This is a genomic window from Caballeronia sp. LZ016 (genome assembly GCF_031450805.1).
Classification (GTDB): Bacteria; Pseudomonadota; Gammaproteobacteria; order Burkholderiales; family Burkholderiaceae; genus Caballeronia.
Genome location: NZ_JARTVY010000001.1, coordinates 1310543 through 1327162, shown reverse-complemented (window position 1 = coordinate 1327162; position 16620 = coordinate 1310543). Strand labels below are relative to the sequence as shown.

Genomic DNA, 16620 nt, shown 5'->3' with positions numbered 1-16620 from the left:
GACCGACCCGGCGTCGCCGGGGCCAGAGCGGGCGGCGCGTCATCGCGCGCCGCCTCGTTTTATCCGTTCCGTTTGCCGGCGAACACCGGTTCCGCGATGCCGCGCACGCCGGGCTGCGCGGTGAAAATGCCGCCCGCGTGCGGATCGGCGTTGAGCGCGTCTTCGCCGAGGCCGGCGCGCGCGGTCGTGATGAAGAGCGTATCGAGCGATGCCCCGCCGAACGCAACGCAACTCGGCTGCGCGCTCGGCACCGCGATGCGCGCCGTCTCGCGGCCATCGGGCGCATAACGCACGACGCGCCGGCCGGCCCATTGCGCGTTCCAGAGACCGCCGTCGGCATCGACCGTCGAGCCGTCGGGGAAGCCCGTGTCGTCCGTCAATTCGACGAACACGCGCTGATTGCCGAAGCCCGGATAATCGCACGCGCGAATCCGACGCGTCGGCGTATCGCAGTAGTACATCGTCGCGCCGTCGGGGCTGAACGCGGTGCTGTTGTTGATTGCGAAATCACCGAGCGGCAGACGTTCCAGCGACAAGTCGAGGTTCAGCCGATAAAAGCCGCCGATCGGCTCGGCGTCATCGACATCGTGCTTGGTGCCGAACACGAAACGCCCTTGCCGATCGCAGCGGCCATCGTTGAGGCGCGTCGGCAGATGCGCTTCGACTTCGACGATCGTCTCGATCCTCCCCGACGCCATCTCGAAGAACGCGAGCCGCGACGCGAGACCGAGCAACAGCACGCCCGGATCGGCGCACAGCGCGAAGCACGCAAGGCGCTCGGGCATCGCGAACGAATCGGTCTGGCCGTCGCGCGGGTCGTGGCGCAGCAGGCGCTTGCCCTCGATGTCGGTCCACCAGAAGCGCCCGCTCGCGGCGCACCACGTCGCGCCTTCGCCGAGCGTGCATCGGCTGTCGATCAACAGTTGCGCAGCGATTCCACTCATCAGGACCACCCCGCATCCACGATCATGTCTTGCGCCGTCATCATGCTGCTGTCGTCGGAAGCGAGAAAGAGCGCCGCGCGCGCGAGGTGATGCGGCAGCAGTTCGCCGTCGATGCACTGCCCTTGCTTGAGCGCGATCTTGCCGGCCTCGTCGTACCAGAGGCGCTTCTGCTTTTCGGTGAGCACCCAGCCCGGCACGAGCGTATTCACGCGGATGCCGAACTTGCCGACATCGCGCGCGAGGCCGCGTGTCAGGCCCTGCACCGCCGATTTCGCGGACAGATACACCGGCATGCCGCTGTTCTTCAGCATCCAGCTCACGGAGCCGAGATTGATGATCGAGCCGCCGCCGAGTTGCTTCATGTCCTCGATGACCGCCTGCGCCGCGAAGAACTGATGGCGGATGTTCACCGCGATGCACGCGTCGTAGTACTCGGGCGTCACGTCCGCGATCGCGTGGCGCTGATCGTTGGCCGCATTGTTGACGAGCACGCCGATCGGTCCGAGCGCGCTGCGCACATCGGCGATGCCCTGGCGCAACGCGTCGATGTCGGTGAGATCGACGCGCAGGAACATCGGACGCACGCGGTCCGCGCCCGCCGATGCGCCAAGCTGGTCCGCGAGCGCTTCGCCCGCGGCGGTGTCGATATCGAAGAACGCGACCTTCGCGCCCTGATCGACGAAGTGCTCAACGAAGCCCGCGCCGATACCGGTCGCGCCGCCCGTGATGAGCACCGTCTTGCCGGCAAGGCTCGGATAGCGTGCGAGTTTGCTGTCGATTGCCATATCTCTCCCCGATTAATCCCGCGATCCGCGGTTCTTCAACTGGTCGAGCAACACCGCGGCGAGCAGGATCGCGCCGCGCACGAGGTACTGATAGAACGCGTCGATGTTGAGCAGGTTCATCACGTTCTCGACGGTGCCCATGATGAGCACGCCGATCACGACGCCCGAGATCGTCGCGCGCCCGCCGAGCAGCGACACGCCGCCGAGCACGCACGCCGAAATCACGTTGAGTTCGAAGCCTTGAGCCGCGTTCGGCTGCCCCGACGTGATGCGCGAAGCAAGGATAACGCCGGCAAGCGCCGTCACCGCGCCCTGAATCAGGAAAATCCACACGCGCGTGCGTTCCACGTTGATGCCCGCGAGCCGCGACGCTTCCGGATTGCCGCCGATGGCGAGCGTATTGCGCCCGTACACGGTCTGGTTCAGCAAGACGCCGAACACGACGAAGCACGCGAGCGTGACCCAGATGGGCAGCGAAATGCCGAGCATCGAGAGGCCGCCGAGTTCGATGAACGTATCCGACGACACGCCCACCGCCTGACCGTGCGACACGATGAAGCCGAGGCCGCGCACGATTTCCATCGTCGCGAGCGTGGTGATCAGCGCGTTGATGCGCAGGTAAGCGATCACGGCGCCGTTCACGAAGCCGATCACCGAACCTGCCGCCACCGCCGCGATGATCGCGATGAACGTGTTGTTCGTCGCGTTCAGCACCATCGCGCAGAGCACGCCGGCGAACGCGATCGTCGATCCCACCGACAGGTCGAAGTCGCGCGAGGCGAGGCAGAACATCATCGTGCAGGCGACCATGCCGATCTGCGAGATCGACAGCGCGAGGCCGAGCATGTTCTCGATCGAGAAGAAATGATCGACCGTCAGCGACATCGTGGCGAACATCACGATGAAGATCACGATGAGGCTGTATTCCGTGACCTGCTGCCACCACTTCTGCTTGTCGTTCTTTTGCGGGATCAGCGCGTTGGCTACCGCTTCGACCGCAATGTTTTCTCTGGCTTCCATTTATCGCTCCTCTTTCCCTTTCGTCCCTTTTGTTCCTTCACGCGGCCTTGGCGACCGTCTCGGCTTGCGGCAACGCAAGATTCAGCACCGACTGTTCGTTGGCCTCACCGCGCGGCAATTCGCCCGCGATGCGCCCCTGCCGCATCACGACGATCCGGTCCGACACGCCCAGCACTTCCGGCAGTTCGGAGGAGATCATCACGATCGCGCAGCCGCGCTCCGCCAGTTGATAGATGACGTTATAGATTTCGTGCTTCGCGCCCACGTCGATGCCGCGCGTCGGTTCATCGAGAATCACGACTTTCAGGTCCGGCTCCGCGAGCCAGCGCGACAGAATCGCCTTCTGCTGGTTGCCGCCCGACAGAAAACGAATGCGCTGCCTGCGGCTCGGCGTCTTGATCTTCAGCAATTGGATGAAGCGATCCGCCGTCTGCGCCTCCTTCTTGCGATCGAGGAACAGCCCCGCTCGCAGGTAATGCCGCCGGCACGAAATGTTGATGTTCTCCGCGACCGTCGCCATTGCGACGATGCCCTCCTCCTTGCGATCCTCCGGACACAGCACGATGCCGTGACGGATCGCCTCGCCGGTGTTGCGGACCTTGATCGGCTGGCCGTCGAGGCGGATCGTGCCGTCCTTTTTCTTGTCCGCGCCGTAGACCAGATGCATCAGTTCGCTGCGGCCCGCGCCGACGAGTCCGAAGAACCCGACGATCTCGCCGCGCCGCACTTCGAAGTTCGCCGGTGCGGAAAGCGCATCGCCCTGAAGATTGCTCACCGCGAAGCGCACATCGCCGATGGGACGCGCACGGTAGTTGTAGATGTCGCTGATTTCGCGGCCGACCATTTCCTGCACGAGCGTATCGCGCGGCACTTCGGCGAGCCGCGTGTGCGATGCGATCTTGCGGCCGTCGCGGAAAATCGTGCAGGCATCGCACAGCTCGTAAATCTCGTCCATGCGATGCGAAATGTAGATGAGCGCGCGCTTGTCGGCCTTCAGGTCGCGCACGAGCTTGAAGAGCACCTCCGTCTCGCGATGCGACAGCGACGACGTCGGCTCGTCGAGCGCGATCACGCGCGCGTTGCGCAGCAGCGCCTTGCAGATTTCGACCATCTGCCGCTGCGCGATGGAGAGCTTGCGCAGCTTCGCGTTCGGATCGAGATCGACGCCCATCGCTGCGAGCCGCTCGCGCACGTGCTTTTTCGCGGCGCTCTTGTTGACCCAGCCGAGCCGGTTCGGCAACGCGCCGAGCAGCAGGTTCTCGGACACGGTGAGGTCCGGCACGTACTGCAATTCCTGATGAATCACCGCGATGCCCGACGCAATCGATGCCGCCGCGCTCCCGAAATGCACTTCCCTTTCGTCGATGAGCACGCGCCCCGAATCGGGCTGATACTCGCCGCCGAGAATCTTCAGCAAGGTCGATTTGCCCGCGCCGTTCTCGCCCATCAAACCGTGAACTTCGCCGGCATTGACGTCGAACGACACGCCGTCGAGCGCACGCACGCCTGGAAACACCTTGCCGATATTGTCAAAACGCAGCGTCGCTGACACATCGCCTCCTGTTTTTCAGCGGACCGCACGCGCGGCCCGCTTGCCGCGAAAAAGACTTAGTTCGACGCCAGGCCCATCTGCTGACGCACCGACGCCACGTTGTCACGCGTGGCGAGCATGCCGGTCGTGAGCGTGAGCATCGGCGGCGTCTTGCCGTCCTTGATCCACGCGTACATCAGTTCGGACGTCTCTTCGCCGTGACGCTTCGGGCTGATGATGACGGTGCCGAAGAAGCCCGTCGGCTGCGGCTTCTTGAACTCGTTGAGCGCAGAATCCGACCCGCCGATGCCGATGCCGATCATGTTGTCGGCCTTGAAGCCACGGCCTTCCGCCGCGCGCACCGCGCCGAGCACGCCTTCGTCGTTCAGCGCATACGCAACCCAGTGCTTGAACTGCGGGTTCTTCGTGAGCGCGATGTTCGCGGCGTTGAACGCGTTCTCGGTGTCGGTCTTCGCTTGCGGCGCGGCGATGATGTTCGCCTTCGGAAAGCCAGCGGCGACGAGCGCATCGGTGGCGCCGGCCGTGCGGTCGTGCGCGGTCGGCAACTGCTCGTAGGTCACGTCGATGGCGCCGACTTCCTTCATGTCCCAGCCGCGCTTCTTGATCTCGGCGGCGATGCCGTCGCCGACCTGCTTGCCGATGTTGTACGCGGAGATGCCCATGTGCGGCACGGACTCGATCGGCTTGCCGGAGCCATCGACCAGGCGGTCGTCGACGGTCATCATCTTCAGTTTGTCGGCCTTCGCCTTCGCGACGATGCCCGGTCCGAGCTTCACGTCCGGCGTGCAGATGATGAAGCCCTGCGCCTTTTGCGCGGCGAGGTTGTCGATGGCGCTCATCACCTTTTCGCCCGACGGCGCGCCGATCTTCACGAGCGTGAAGCCCTTGTTCTTCGCGGCCGCCTCGGCGAACTTCCATTCGTCCTGGAACCACGGCTCTTCCGGCTGCTTTACGAGAAAGCCGATCTTGACTTCATCGGCGGCCTGCGCGACGGGCGCGGCGATCATCGTGGCGCTCGTGGCGGCAGCGGTGGCGATCAGCGTGAGGAACAGTCTGCGTTTCATCTTGTGTCTCCCGAGTTTTTACCCGTTGTCTCAAAAAGCCCGCGTGACGGGCCGTTACGAAGGTGTGTGTGGCTGCTTGTTATTGCTCGTGACTGCTGGTTACTTTCGTGCCGCCGTCGCATCGCGACATCCAACTTGCGCGTCAGCGCCTTTGCCGCACCGCGGCGAGTGCGTCATTCTTCATGTTCTAGTCGTGATAGAGCGCCGAGCGGCCGCCATCCACGGTGATGCAGCTCGCGTTGATGAACGGCGCTTCATCCGATGCGAGGAACACCGCCGTCATCGCCACTTCGTGCGGCTGGCCGATGCGCTTCATCGGCTGCAGGTCGAGCGTCGCCTGCCGCGCGGCGGCGGGATCCGGCTGCTCGTTCCACCAGTCGAGCGTCAGCTGCGTCTCGATGTAACCCGGCGCGATCGCGTTCACGCGCACGTTGTTCGGCGCGTATTCGATGCCGAGCGCACGCGTGAGGCCGATCACGCCATGCTTGGCCACCGGATACGGAAAGCAGCCGGGGATAATCTTGAACGCATGCGTCGACGCGATATTCACGATGCTGCCCCGCCCGCGCGCCACCATGCCCGGCAACACGGCGCGACAGCCGTTCCAGACACCGTCGAGGTCGACAGCGAAGCAGCGGCGCCAGTCGTCGTCGGTCATCGTGAGCGGATCGCAGAACACGTTGATGCCGGCGTTGTTCACGAGCACGTCGACGGGGCCGAGCCGCGCTTCCGCTTCCGCGACGGCTTCCTTCACCGATGCGCTTTGCGTCACGTCCGTCGGCACCGCCAGCACCTGTTCCGCGCCGGTCTCCTGTCCGATGCGCGCAGCCGTCGCCTTTGCCGTTTCGATGTCCAGCTCCGCCAGCGCGACCGCCGCGCCTTCGCGCGCGAACGCCAGCGCGATCGCCGCACCGATGCCGCGCCCCGCGCCCGTGATGATCGCGACCTTGCCGGCGAGTCGGTTCATCGTTTCTCACCTTTCGCGATGGCGAGCCCGCCGACGAATGCCTTCGCATGAAGCGCCGTCACCTTCACGCCCTGGCCCGGCTTGTAGAGCGCGGAGCCGAGGCCGAAGCCGTTCGCGCCCGCCGTCAGGAACGGCCCCATGTTGTCCGGCGAAATTCCGCCGACCGGCACGAGCGGCACGTCCTTCGCGATGACCGCGCGCCACGCCTTCACGACCGTCGGGCCGAGCTGTTCGGCGGGGAACATCTTCAGCACGTCCGCGCCGTTCTTCAGCGCGATGAAACCTTCGTTCGGCGTGGCGACGCCCGGCGCGCACGCGAGCCCGAGCGCCTTGGCGGCGCGGACGACATCGCCGTCGCTGTGCGGCATCACGATCAGTTCGCCGCCGGCGGCCTTCACGTCGTCGACATAGCCCGGATGCAGCACCGTTCCCGCGCCGACGATGGCATCGGCCGGCAACGCCTGACGGATCGCCGCGATGCTGTCGAACGGCTGCGGCGAGTTGAGCGGCACTTCGACGATGCGAAAGCCCGCTTCATAGAGCGCGCGGCCGTGCTCGGCGGCATCGGCGGGCGTGACGCCGCGCAGGATCGCGATCAGCGGACACGCGGCGAACGCCTTCGCGAGACCGTCGTGCATCTGATACGGCGCAGGGAGATTGATGGGTGGCTGCATCGTCGTGACTCCTTCTCGTGCTGCTCAGGCCGCGCGCGCGGGCGCTGGCACGAGCCCGGCTTGCACGGCGATTCGGTATAGGCCCTGCTCGGTGGCGTTCGCGACGGTTGCGGCATCGTGACAGCCGAAGCGCGCGAGCGCCGCGCGATAGCGGTCGCAAAGCGTCTCGTTGCCGATGAGCCGCAGCGTCCGGCCCGCGAGCGACGACTGATCGCGCGCGAGCACTTCCGACAGGCCGCGCAGTTCGTGGCCGATCAGAAGGCCCGACAGATAATCCGGCTGTTGCGCCGGGGTTAATTCCGCGGTGAGACCGAGCGTGCGCGTGCTGAAGATGGTCGCGAGCACGCCGGGATGACCGGCATCGCGTGCGGTATCGACGCCGCGCTCGAATGCCGATGCGTCCGCCGCCGCGCCCTGCTGCATCGTGCGGCCGAGAATCGTGTGGTCGCGCAGCGCGCCGAACACTTCGCCCGTCATGAACGTGTAGAAGCGCTCGATGCGCCCCGCCTGCACGAACGCCCATTTCGCGTGCGTCCCCGGCAGGCCGATCAGCACGCCGCCTTCCGCGTTCAGCGATGCATCGCTCGCCAACGCGCCGACGATCTGCGTTTCCTCGCCGCGCATGACGTTCGGCAGCACGCCCCGTTCGAGCACGCCCGGCACGATACGCACGGTCGCGCCGCGCGCCGTCTCGATGGCGACGATGCCTGCGACGAGCGCATCGGCATCGGCGGGCGTGTCCACGTAAGGCGCTTCCGCCCAGCCCTGCGCGCTGCCGACCATGCCCGCCGCCAGTACCGGCAATGCGGGATGCGCGTCGAGCCACGCGCCGCAGGTTTCTTCGAACGCCTGCTCGAAGCCGCCCGCGGGCAGATTCATGATCCCTGCCGGCGATGCGCGGGTGTCGAGCGCGACGCCGTCCGCGCCGAGCAGATAGGCGCGCAGCGAGGTCGTGCCCCAGTCGAGCGCGACGAGCGCGGGTGCAACAGGAGGCGCGGTCATCGCTTGATCCTGCGGCTGGCTTGCGGCGCGCGCCAGCCGAGTTCGGAAGAAATCGCGCGGGCTTCCTGCTGCACGATCGGAATCAGTTCTTCCATGCGCTCCTCGGGCATATACGGAATGGTGCTCGCCACCGAGAGCGCCGCGACGATCGCCCCGGACGCATCGCGCACGGGTGCGGCGACGCAGCGAATCGACGCTTCGTTCTCTTCCAGGTCGAACGTGTAGCCGCCTTGCGAATAGCGCGTCATGCGCTGCACGAACGTGCCGACGTCCGGCCGGTTATCCGGCTTGAAGCTCGTGCGGGCGAGCGCGCGATGCGACGCCTCCAGCAGCTTCTTCCAAGCGTTGCTCTCGAGATCGAGCATCATCGCCTTGCCGATGCCCGTCGACGCGAGCGGCATCCGGTGCCCGACGCGCGAGCGCATCTCCAGTCCGCGCGTGCCGGGAATCTTGTCGATGTAGAGCACGTCGTCGCCGTCGCGCACGCCGAGATGGATCGTGTCCTGCGTATGCTGCGCAAGCGCCTGCAGATACGGCCGCGCAACGGTGGTCAGCGGCATCTGCTCCAGCGCGATGGTGCCGAGTTCGATCAGCTTCGGCCCGAGCAGATAGCCGCCCTGCACTTGCCGCAGGTAGCGCGCCTGCACGAGCGAGCTGACGAGCCGGTGCGTCGTGCTGCGCGTCGTGCCGAGCGCGGCGCTGAACGAGCGCAGATCGCGCGCGCCGTTCGCGGCGGCTTCGAGGATCGCGAGGCCGCGCAAAAGCGTCTGCGTGCCGGCCTGCTGCGGCGTGATATCGACGAGCGCGCTCGGCAGTGCGATGGCATCGGGATCGCGTCCGTGCGGCGGGGTGTTCTGTGGGCCGCTCGCGCTGCTGCGCGCGCGAGTCGCGCTGGTGGACTGATCGCTCATGTCGGCTCGCCCTCGTGAATCATGCAACGCGCGAAAGCCGCGACGCCTGGACGGACCGGCGCGTGCCGGCGCGGAAAACCGATGAATCGTGCAACGCAATCCGCGAGCGCGGGCGAGCGATCGAGTGCATGACGTGTCTCCGAATTTGTTTTTATGCGCGCATGTCAGCGGTGCATGCGCGCGGGCTTCGTGGCGCTTCCATCGAAAGCCTGCACGGATTGTAGTTCCGGCTATCTCGATAATTCAATATGTGATCGACTCGTTCACATACTGGGACCCCGGCTGACAGCCGAAAGCCGCCGGAAAAAGAAAAAGCCCTGAGGGATCAGGGCTTTGCGATGTTTAGCGACGCCAACTAAATATCACTCGGGCAGCTCGGCGGCGCCCATCCGTCGCGCGATGACGCGCGATCGCGCCGCGAGATACGACGAGTTCCGATGATCGTCGAAGTACTTGGGGCGCGGCAGCATCACGGCGAGGCGCGCGCTTTGTCCGGCCGTCAGCTTCGCCGCCGATGTCTTGTAGTAATACTGCGCCGCCGCTTCCGCGCCGTAGACGCCGTTGCCCCATTCGACCGAATTCAGATAGATCTCGAAGATGCGCTGCTTGTCCATCCAGAACTCGAGCATCCACGTGATGACGAGTTCCTGCGCCTTGCGCAGATAGCTTTTCTCGCGCGACAGGAACAGGTTGCGCGCGAGCTGCTGCGAAATGGTCGATCCACCCGCGACGATCCTTCCGCGCGCCTTGTTTTTCTCCCACGCCTGCAGGATGGCGTCGGTCTCATAGCCGTTGTTGTTGACGAAGTTCGCATCTTCGGACGCGATGATCGCCCGCTTCAGATTGCGCGATATCTGGTCGTAAGGCACCCACGTCCGTTGCAGCGGCGCGCCGGGGCGGGCTTTCGCGAGCGCCCACGCGTCGGCGCGCATGAACGCGGTCGAACCGGGATTCAGCACCGTCCACACGCCGACTTGCGCGAAAAAGTAGAGCTGCGTCGCGATTGCCGCGATGACGAACACCGATATGCCGTAGGCGATCCATCGCGCGGGGCCGAGGCGCACGGCCGGGCGCGTCTGCCGCGAGCGCGGCGACGTGCGGTTCGAGGCCGGCGCGGTGGTCATCAGGCTTTGGCCGCGAGCGTGTGGCGCAATTCGCGCAACACCGCGCCGCCGTCCGGACGCACGCCGCGCCAGATGAAAAACGACTCGGCCGCCTGCTCGACGAGCATGCCGAGACCATCGGCGGCACGTGCGCCGAGGCGCTCCGCGTGCTCCATGAAGACAGTGGGCTTCGGGCCGTACATCATGTCGTAGGCGAGCGTGCCGGCGCCGAATGCGGCGTCGTCGCACTCGGGGAGCGCGGCGTCGAGACTGCCGGCCGTCGCGTTGATGACTACGTCGTAACGCGCGTTATCGGCGCTGTCCGCGCCGCCGCCGGTAAGGCTTACGCCGGTTTCCTCCGCGCGTGCTGCGAACTGAGCGACGAGTTCGCGCGCCTTCGCCGCCGTCCGATTGACGATGACGAGGGCAGCCGGTTTCCGGTCGAAAATCGGCAACACGACGCCGCGCGCCGCGCCGCCCGCGCCCAGCAGCAGGATCCGCGCGCCTTCGAGACTCACGCCCAGATTCACTTCGATGTCTCGCACGAGGCCGACGCCATCGGTGTTGTCGCCGCGCACGCCGTCGTCGCTGAACGACAGCGTGTTCACCGCGCCGGCCGCCGCCGCGCGCGGCGAGAGCGAATCGGCGAAGGCGTGGGCGTCGAGCTTGAACGGGACGGTCACGTTCATGCCACGCCCGCCCGACGCGATGAAGCTTTTCACCGCTGCCTCGAAACCGCCGAGCGGCCCGAGAATGCGGCTGTATTCGACCGGCTCGCCCGTTTGCCCGGCGAAACGCGCGTGAATCCACGGCGACTTGCTGTGCTCGACGGGGTTCCCGATGACCGCATAGCGGTCGGCTTGCGCAGGCTGGGTCATTGCGTCGGCTCCGTGGAATCCGGTGCTGATGCTTGCGGCTCGGCAGAAGCTTCCGCTTGCGCTTCGGCTTCGCTTTCGGCGCTGAGATCGTCGGCCTCGATGATTTCTTCTTCGGCTTCCTCTTCCTCGACGGGCGCGCTCGCGGACGGCGCGTCGATCACGTGCAGCAGGCGGCACGACGCTTCGACGGTCAGTTCATCGATCGATACGACTTCGAGCATCACCCGCGTGCCGCGCGCATGCACGCCGAGGCCGGGCACGTGCAGGATCAGCGGAATCTCTTCCAGACGCACGAGATCGTCCTTCACCACCGACGCCGGCACGTGCCGCTTGTTCTCCTGCTTCAGCCAGCGCAGACACCAGAAATACTCCATGCGGCGCTGGTGATCAGCGTAGGCGCTGTAGGTATCGTCGAAGCCCTGCACGACCGCGAACAAGTCGGCATCCTTCGGCTTGAACGGCGCGGCCAGCTTCGCGGTGACGCCGTGCTGCACGCACGCGAGCAATTGCCACTGATTGACGAGGTCGACGTAACGGCGCAGCGGCGACGTGCTCCACGCATATTGCGCGACGCCGAGACCTTCGTGCGGCGCGGGCGTCGTCTGCATGCGCGTGCGCTTCGGGCCGGGACCGCCGAAACCGCGCTGCGAGCGATAGATGCCCGGCACGCCGTGATCGTTGAGAAACGCGCCCCACGAAGAATTCGCCAGAATGGCCAGCTCGGCGACGATCAGATCGAGCGGCGATCCGCGGCGGCGCGGCGTGATCGTGATGTGCTCGCCCTCGACGTAGAAGTTGAAGTCGTTGTTGCGCTGCACTTCGCGCTTGAGGCCGTAGGTGGCGCGCGCCTGCTGACGCTTCTCGAAGAGCGACTGCGCGAGCGGCCACAGCACCGCGATGTCTTCCTTGTGCGGATAGTCGCCCGTGCCGGCGGCAAGGCTCTCCTCGGTGACGTGCTCGTCCAGATGGTTGTGCCGCAGATTGCTTTTCACGAACACGCGTTCGGCGCGCGTTTCGGTGGCGACGATCTCCTGCGTCTCGCGATTCACGATGATGTAGAGCGACAGCGCCGGACGCAGTCCGCCTTCGCCCAGCGTGAACACCTCGACGACGTTGTCGGGCAGCATCGTGATCTTGTCGCCCGGCATGTAGACCGTCGACAGACGGCTGCGCGCGATGGAATCGACCGTGTCGCCGCGCGCGATGCCGAGCGCCGGGGCCGCGATGTGGATACCGATGCGCAGGCGCCCGTCCGCAAGATGCTCGACGGAGAAGGCGTCGTCGATTTCGGTGGTCGTGACATCATCGATGGAGAACGCCTGCACATGCGCTTCGGGCAGGTCATCCGGCAGCGGCGCGGGCTGCACCGCCGGAAAGCCGACGCCGTGCGGAAAGTACTCCGACAGGAAACGCGCCTCGTGCAGCGCACGCGCGGACGGAATGCCGCCGCATTCGAGCATCAGCCGCGCCTGCGAAATGCCGCGCGCCGCGGCGGCGGCTTCGAGCGCCTTGTACTCGATCGAGTTTTTGTCCGGCTTCGTCAAGAGGCCGATGGCCTTGCCCTTCAGCGCCTCGGGCAGCTTGCCCGCCTTCAGTTCCTCTTCGTAACCGGCCTGCACGAGCGCTTGCTGACGCTTGCGTTCCAGCGACGCGAGCGCCATCTGCAACTGTTCCTGCGGCGCGCGCTGATACTGCCCGCGCCCCTTGCGGCGGAAATAGACCGGCGAGCCGTGCATGCGCAGCACGAGCGCGGCGCGTTCGGCGGGGCCGAACTTGTCGCCGAAATAGTCCGCGCCGAGCGCGGCGAACGGAAACTCCTCGTCGGGCGCGCATTCCCACAGGAAATCGAGGTCGATCTCCTGTGCGATGGCGTCGGCTTCCTGCATCAGATCGCCGGCGGCGGGCTTTTCGAACTCGATCAGCACGTCCTTCGCGCGGACCTTGGCGCGGCGTCCGCCCGGCAACTCGACCTGAAACGCGTCGCCCTGTTTCGACAAGACCGAGCCGGCCTTGAAACTACCCGATTCCTCGAAGAAAACGTTCACTCAATACTCTCGTAAGACGGTGGACCGGCGCGCAGCGGGCGCGCCAGCGTATGAATGGGGCATCACGCAGCTGCGGGAGCCAGCGCGGCGCGCGGCGCCTGATCGCAGAACGCGAGCACATCGGCGAGATGGTCGGCGAAGTCACTGATCGCATGATCGCTGCCTTCGATCAGCGTCGTGCGAACGCCCGGATAGTGCGCAAGCATCGCGCGATAGTCGAGCACTTCGTCGCCGGTCGCCGCCATCAGGAAATAGCGCTCGGGGCGCGTGACGGCATCGACATGAAGCGCGCGAAGCTCGTCCAGATGACGCGGCAGCACGGTAATGGTGCCGCCGCCGTGCCACAACGGCTGTTCGCCGAGATACGCACTGAGATCGACGTCGGGCATGACGGCGGGATTCAGCAGCACCGCGCGCCAGCCGTGTTTCTCGGCGAGATAGGTGGCGTAGTAGCCGCCGAGCGAACTGCCGACGACGGTGACATCGTCCGGCTGCGCCGCGCCGCCGATGGACTCCGCGAGCGTGATGGCGTCGCACGGGGAAACCGGCAACACCGGGCACTGCCATTCGCTCAGCCGGCCGAGTTCCGCGAGGCGCGCGCGCATCATGCGCGCCTTGAACGATTGGGGAGACGAGCGAAAGCCGTGCAGGTAGAGAATCACGCGGGGCCTCTTGCGGTTGTCCCCGGACCCGGACGCGCCGACAGCGCATCGAGCAGTTTCTGATGTACGCCGCCGAAACCGCCGTTGCTCATCACGAGCACGTGGTCACCGGGGCGCGCCGCACCTACGACCGCTTTCACCAGCGGCTCGATTTCATTGAAGGCCTGCGCCCGGTCGCCGAGCGGCGACAAGGCTTCGGCCAGGTCCCAGCCGAGCTTGTCGCGGCCATCGCGCGCGCCGTAGCCGAACACGAGATCCGCGCCGGCGAGGCTCGCGGGCAGCTGCGCTTTCATCGTGCCGAGCTTCATCGTGTTCGAGCGCGGCTCGAGCACGGCGAGGATACGAGCGTGGCCCGCATCGCCGATGCGCGTGCGCAAGCCCGCGACGGTGGTTTCGATGGCGGTCGGATGATGCGCGAAGTCATCGTAGACGGTGACGCCCTCGACGCTGCCCTTCACTTCCATGCGCCGCTTGACGTTGCGAAAACCCGCCAGCGACTTGACCGACTGCGCCGCCGGGACGCCGACCGAGCGCGCCGCCGCAATCGCCGCGAGCGCGTTCATGCGATTGTGCTCGCCCTGCACCTGCCACTCGACGACGCCCTGCCGCTCGCCTTCCCAGTAGACCGCGAACTGCTCGTCGACGGGTTCGCCGTCGCGGGCGGGCAGCGCCTGCCATCCCCCTTCGACGCCGAAACGCTCGACGCCCGACCAGCATCCGCGCGACAGGACGCGTTCGAGCGCCGCCTCGCGCCCGTTCGACACGATGCGCCCGACGCCCGGCACCGTGCGGACGAGATGATGGAATTGCGTTTCGATGGCGGCGAGATCGGGGAAGATATCAGCGTGATCGAACTCGAGGTTATTGAGCACGGCCGTGCGCGGCCGGTAATGGACGAACTTGGAACGCTTGTCGCAGAACGCGGTGTCGTACTCGTCGGCTTCGATGACGAAGAAGCTGGAATCGGTCAGACGGGCGGAGATGCCGAAGTTGAGCGGCACGCCGCCGATCAGAAAGCCGGGGTTCATGCCGGCGTCTTCGAGCAGCCACGCGAGCATTGAGCTCGTCGTGGTCTTGCCGTGCGTGCCCGCGACCGCGAGCACCCACTTGCCCGCCAGCACGTGCTCGCCGAGCCATTGCGGGCCGGACGTGTACGGCAGGCCGCGATCCAGGATGGCTTCCATCAGCGGATTGCCGCGCGACACCACATTGCCGACGACGAAGAGATCCGGTTCCAGCGAGAGTTGCTCGACGCCATAGCCCTCGATCAGTTCGATACCCTGCGCTTCGAGCTGCGTGCTCATCGGCGGATAGACGCCCGCGTCGCAGCCCGTGACCTTGTGGCCCGCCTCGCGAGCCAGGACGGCGAGACCGCCCATGAAGGTGCCGCAGATGCCGAGGATATGGATGTGCATAAACCGTGTTGCGCCGCGCAGGCGATGAAGTGCAGAAAAGACGAACGGCGCGCGGACGGAAAGCCCGTGCAGGAACGCGCCTGGAGGCGCATATTGTAACCGAGCGCGCCGGCCGCCTGACGGCGCGCCCGCGAGCCGCAAAGGCCGCCAGGCGTTATCTAGTATGATTCCCCAATGGTCCGCAAATCACACTTCGATCCGCAGCGCGTGCGCGAGGAAATCGCGATCGCAGCAGCGAGAATGATCGCCGAAGATGGCCTCGACTACTCCACCGCGAAGCGCAAGGCGGCGCGGCAGGTCGTCGGCGAGGCGAAAATCGGCGGCGAATTCCTACCCGACAACGATCAGATCGAAGAGGAAATCCGCGAGTACCAGGCGATTTTCCAGAGCGACAGCCAGCCCGCCGTCCTGCGCCGCATGCGCGAGGTGGCGCTCGACTGGATGGAGCGGCTCAAGCCCTTCGATCCGTATCTGACCGGCGCGGTGCTCAACGGCACGGCGGGCGAGCATTCGGATATCCATCTGCAATGCTTCTGCGACAACCCGAAGGAAGTCGCCATTTATCTGCTCAACGCCAACATTCAGTACGACGTCTCCGAAACGCGTCACTTCGCGGGGCGCGGCTATGTGGAAACGCTCAGCTTCCTGCATCGCGAACGCGGCGAGGAGCCGATCGGCGTGCATATCGCACTCTACGGAAGCAACGATCTGCGCGGCGCGGTGCGTGCCGACGGACGCGGACGGCTCGCACGAGCGAACGCGGCGGCCGTGCGCGCCCTGCTCGACGATCCCGGCCATTCCGGTCGTCCGCCGCTCGAAGTCGGCGGCTGAAACTTCAACACGCTCTCACGTCCATGAACAGCAAACGCATCCTGGCGGCCCTCGCGGTTGCGATCGCCGCGACCGTCGGCGGCTTCTACGCGGGCCATTACTTTTCCGGCGTCGATACGGAAGCCGCCACGCAGCCGAGCGGCAACGCCGTCGAACAATTGTGGCAGGCGACGCCGCCCGCCGCCGCCGGCACGTCGCAGCCGCTCGCGGCTTTCAAGGGCAAGCCGGTCGTCGTCAACTTCTGGGCATCGTGGTGCGGCCCGTGCGTGAAGGAAATGCCGACGCTCTCCGCGCTGCAACGCGAATATCAAAAGAAGGGTGTCACGTTCATCGGGCTCGGCGTCGACAGCGAGAAGAACGTCAACGACTTCCTGAAGAAAGTCCCGGTCGATTACCCCGTCTACGTGACCGGTTTCGGCGGCGCGGATCTTGCGCGGGGTTTCGGCAATAACGCGGGTGGACTGCCATTTACCGTCGTCATCGACTCGAAGGGCGCTGTCCGGGCGACAAAACTCGGCGAAGTGAACGAAGCGGAACTCAAGCGAACGCTGGACGCGCTGTAAAAAATCGCCACCTGATGCCTCGCCTTTACGATAAGTAAGCAGCAACTTAGCGTGCTTTTGCGGGAACTTCGTCCTTCGGTAGCGACATTGCCGGTAAATACTCCCGTCCCGATTTTGGCGCTTGCACGGCAAAACTAGACAACATTCTCTAAACGGCGCTAAAGTGCGCCGAATTCCGCACAACCGAAGCGACCATGATCATTC

General features: G+C 65.7%; 16 protein-coding genes. 2 read left to right on the top strand and 14 right to left on the bottom strand.

Annotated elements, in window-relative coordinates; all coding sequences use genetic code 11:
- Positions 1-59: 59 nt before the first annotated feature.
- The 14 genes from P9220_RS06370 to mpl form a co-directional block, all read right to left on the bottom strand.
- Positions 60-944, bottom strand: a complete 885-nt coding sequence (locus tag P9220_RS06370; RefSeq protein WP_309764066.1) for an SMP-30/gluconolactonase/LRE family protein — start codon at positions 942-944, stop codon at positions 60-62.
- Positions 944-1729, bottom strand: a complete 786-nt coding sequence (locus P9220_RS06365) for an SDR family oxidoreductase (RefSeq protein ID WP_309764065.1) — start codon at positions 1727-1729, stop codon at positions 944-946. Before P9220_RS06365 ends, P9220_RS06370 begins: the two co-directional genes overlap by 1 nt.
- A 12-nt stretch (positions 1730-1741) precedes the next feature.
- A complete protein-coding gene (araH, locus tag P9220_RS06360; protein WP_309764064.1) occupies positions 1742-2749 on the bottom strand; it encodes an L-arabinose ABC transporter permease AraH in 1008 nt (335 codons plus the stop codon).
- Positions 2750-2786: 37 nt separating this feature from the next.
- Positions 2787-4301, bottom strand: a complete 1515-nt coding sequence (araG, locus tag P9220_RS06355) for an L-arabinose ABC transporter ATP-binding protein AraG (RefSeq protein WP_309764063.1) — start codon at positions 4299-4301, stop codon at positions 2787-2789.
- A 56-nt stretch (positions 4302-4357) separates the two neighbouring features.
- The gene (locus P9220_RS06350) at positions 4358-5365 is read right to left on the bottom strand and encodes an arabinose ABC transporter substrate-binding protein (protein ID WP_309764062.1); all 1008 of its coding nucleotides are present in this window, start codon (positions 5363-5365) and stop codon (positions 4358-4360) included.
- A gap of 187 nt (positions 5366-5552) precedes the next feature.
- Positions 5553-6332 carry an SDR family oxidoreductase gene (locus P9220_RS06345; protein WP_309764061.1) on the bottom strand — a complete coding sequence of 260 codons (780 nt, stop codon included), beginning with the start codon at positions 6330-6332 and terminating at the stop codon, positions 5553-5555.
- Positions 6329-7006 carry a 2-dehydro-3-deoxy-6-phosphogalactonate aldolase gene (locus P9220_RS06340; protein WP_309764060.1) on the bottom strand — a complete coding sequence of 226 codons (678 nt, stop codon included), beginning with the start codon at positions 7004-7006 and terminating at the stop codon, positions 6329-6331. The genes P9220_RS06345 and P9220_RS06340 overlap by 4 nt, the downstream gene beginning before the upstream one ends.
- A gap of 24 nt (positions 7007-7030) precedes the next feature.
- Entirely contained in the window at positions 7031-8008 is a 978-nt protein-coding gene (locus P9220_RS06335; RefSeq protein WP_309764059.1) for a 2-dehydro-3-deoxygalactonokinase, read from the bottom strand.
- Positions 8005-8919, bottom strand: coding sequence for an IclR family transcriptional regulator (locus P9220_RS06330; protein WP_309764058.1), 915 nt, complete (start codon positions 8917-8919; stop codon positions 8005-8007). Before P9220_RS06330 ends, P9220_RS06335 begins: the two co-directional genes overlap by 4 nt.
- Before the next feature lie 362 nt (positions 8920-9281).
- Positions 9282-10043: a monofunctional biosynthetic peptidoglycan transglycosylase gene (gene mtgA, locus P9220_RS06325; RefSeq protein ID WP_309764057.1), complete on the bottom strand. Its 762-nt coding sequence runs from the start codon at positions 10041-10043 to the stop codon at positions 9282-9284.
- Positions 10043-10900, bottom strand: a complete 858-nt coding sequence (aroE, locus tag P9220_RS06320; protein ID WP_309764056.1) for a shikimate dehydrogenase — start codon at positions 10898-10900, stop codon at positions 10043-10045. The genes mtgA and aroE overlap by 1 nt, the downstream gene beginning before the upstream one ends.
- Positions 10897-12945 carry an RNB domain-containing ribonuclease gene (locus P9220_RS06315; protein ID WP_309764055.1) on the bottom strand — a complete coding sequence of 683 codons (2049 nt, stop codon included), beginning with the start codon at positions 12943-12945 and terminating at the stop codon, positions 10897-10899. The genes aroE and P9220_RS06315 overlap by 4 nt, the downstream gene beginning before the upstream one ends.
- A 62-nt stretch (positions 12946-13007) precedes the next feature.
- Positions 13008-13607 (bottom strand): YqiA/YcfP family alpha/beta fold hydrolase, encoded by a 600-nt coding sequence (locus P9220_RS06310; RefSeq protein ID WP_309764054.1) that lies wholly within the window; start codon positions 13605-13607, stop codon positions 13008-13010.
- The gene (gene mpl, locus P9220_RS06305; RefSeq protein WP_309764053.1) at positions 13604-15022 is read right to left on the bottom strand and encodes a UDP-N-acetylmuramate:L-alanyl-gamma-D-glutamyl-meso-diaminopimelate ligase; all 1419 of its coding nucleotides are present in this window, start codon (positions 15020-15022) and stop codon (positions 13604-13606) included. The genes P9220_RS06310 and mpl overlap by 4 nt, the downstream gene beginning before the upstream one ends.
- Before the next feature lie 174 nt (positions 15023-15196).
- Between mpl and P9220_RS06300 the strand changes: the two genes are divergently transcribed.
- Together P9220_RS06300 and P9220_RS06295 are read left to right on the top strand one after the other, a co-directional pair.
- A complete protein-coding gene (locus P9220_RS06300) occupies positions 15197-15853 on the top strand; it encodes a UDP-N-acetylmuramate--alanine ligase (RefSeq protein WP_309764052.1) in 657 nt (218 codons plus the stop codon).
- 23 nt (positions 15854-15876) lie between these two features.
- Positions 15877-16416: a TlpA disulfide reductase family protein gene (locus P9220_RS06295; RefSeq protein ID WP_309764051.1), complete on the top strand. Its 540-nt coding sequence runs from the start codon at positions 15877-15879 to the stop codon at positions 16414-16416.
- Positions 16417-16620 lie beyond the last annotated feature (204 nt).

Bases quoted from the DNA above. Each gene is read 5' to 3' on its own strand.
- P9220_RS06370 (WP_309764066.1), bottom strand. From the start codon at position 944: ATGAGTGGAATCGCTGCGCAACTGTTGATCGACAGCCGATGCACGCTC.
- P9220_RS06365 (WP_309764065.1), bottom strand. From the start codon at position 1,729: ATGGCAATCGACAGCAAACTCGCACGCTATCCGAGCCTTGCCGGCAAG.
- araH (WP_309764064.1), bottom strand. From the start codon at position 2,749: ATGGAAGCCAGAGAAAACATTGCGGTCGAAGCGGTAGCCAACGCGCTG.
- P9220_RS06350 (WP_309764062.1), bottom strand. From the start codon at position 5,365: ATGAAACGCAGACTGTTCCTCACGCTGATCGCCACCGCTGCCGCCACG.
- P9220_RS06345 (WP_309764061.1), bottom strand. From the start codon at position 6,332: ATGAACCGACTCGCCGGCAAGGTCGCGATCATCACGGGCGCGGGGCGC.
- P9220_RS06340 (WP_309764060.1), bottom strand. From the start codon at position 7,006: ATGCAGCCACCCATCAATCTCCCTGCGCCGTATCAGATGCACGACGGT.
- P9220_RS06335 (WP_309764059.1), bottom strand. From the start codon at position 8,008: ATGACCGCGCCTCCTGTTGCACCCGCGCTCGTCGCGCTCGACTGGGGC.
- P9220_RS06330 (WP_309764058.1), bottom strand. From the start codon at position 8,919: ATGAGCGATCAGTCCACCAGCGCGACTCGCGCGCGCAGCAGCGCGAGC.
- mtgA (WP_309764057.1), bottom strand. From the start codon at position 10,043: ATGACCACCGCGCCGGCCTCGAACCGCACGTCGCCGCGCTCGCGGCAG.
- aroE (WP_309764056.1), bottom strand. From the start codon at position 10,900: ATGACCCAGCCTGCGCAAGCCGACCGCTATGCGGTCATCGGGAACCCC.
- mpl (WP_309764053.1), bottom strand. From the start codon at position 15,022: ATGCACATCCATATCCTCGGCATCTGCGGCACCTTCATGGGCGGTCTC.
- P9220_RS06300 (WP_309764052.1), top strand. From the start codon at position 15,197: ATGGTCCGCAAATCACACTTCGATCCGCAGCGCGTGCGCGAGGAAATC.
- P9220_RS06295 (WP_309764051.1), top strand. From the start codon at position 15,877: ATGAACAGCAAACGCATCCTGGCGGCCCTCGCGGTTGCGATCGCCGCG.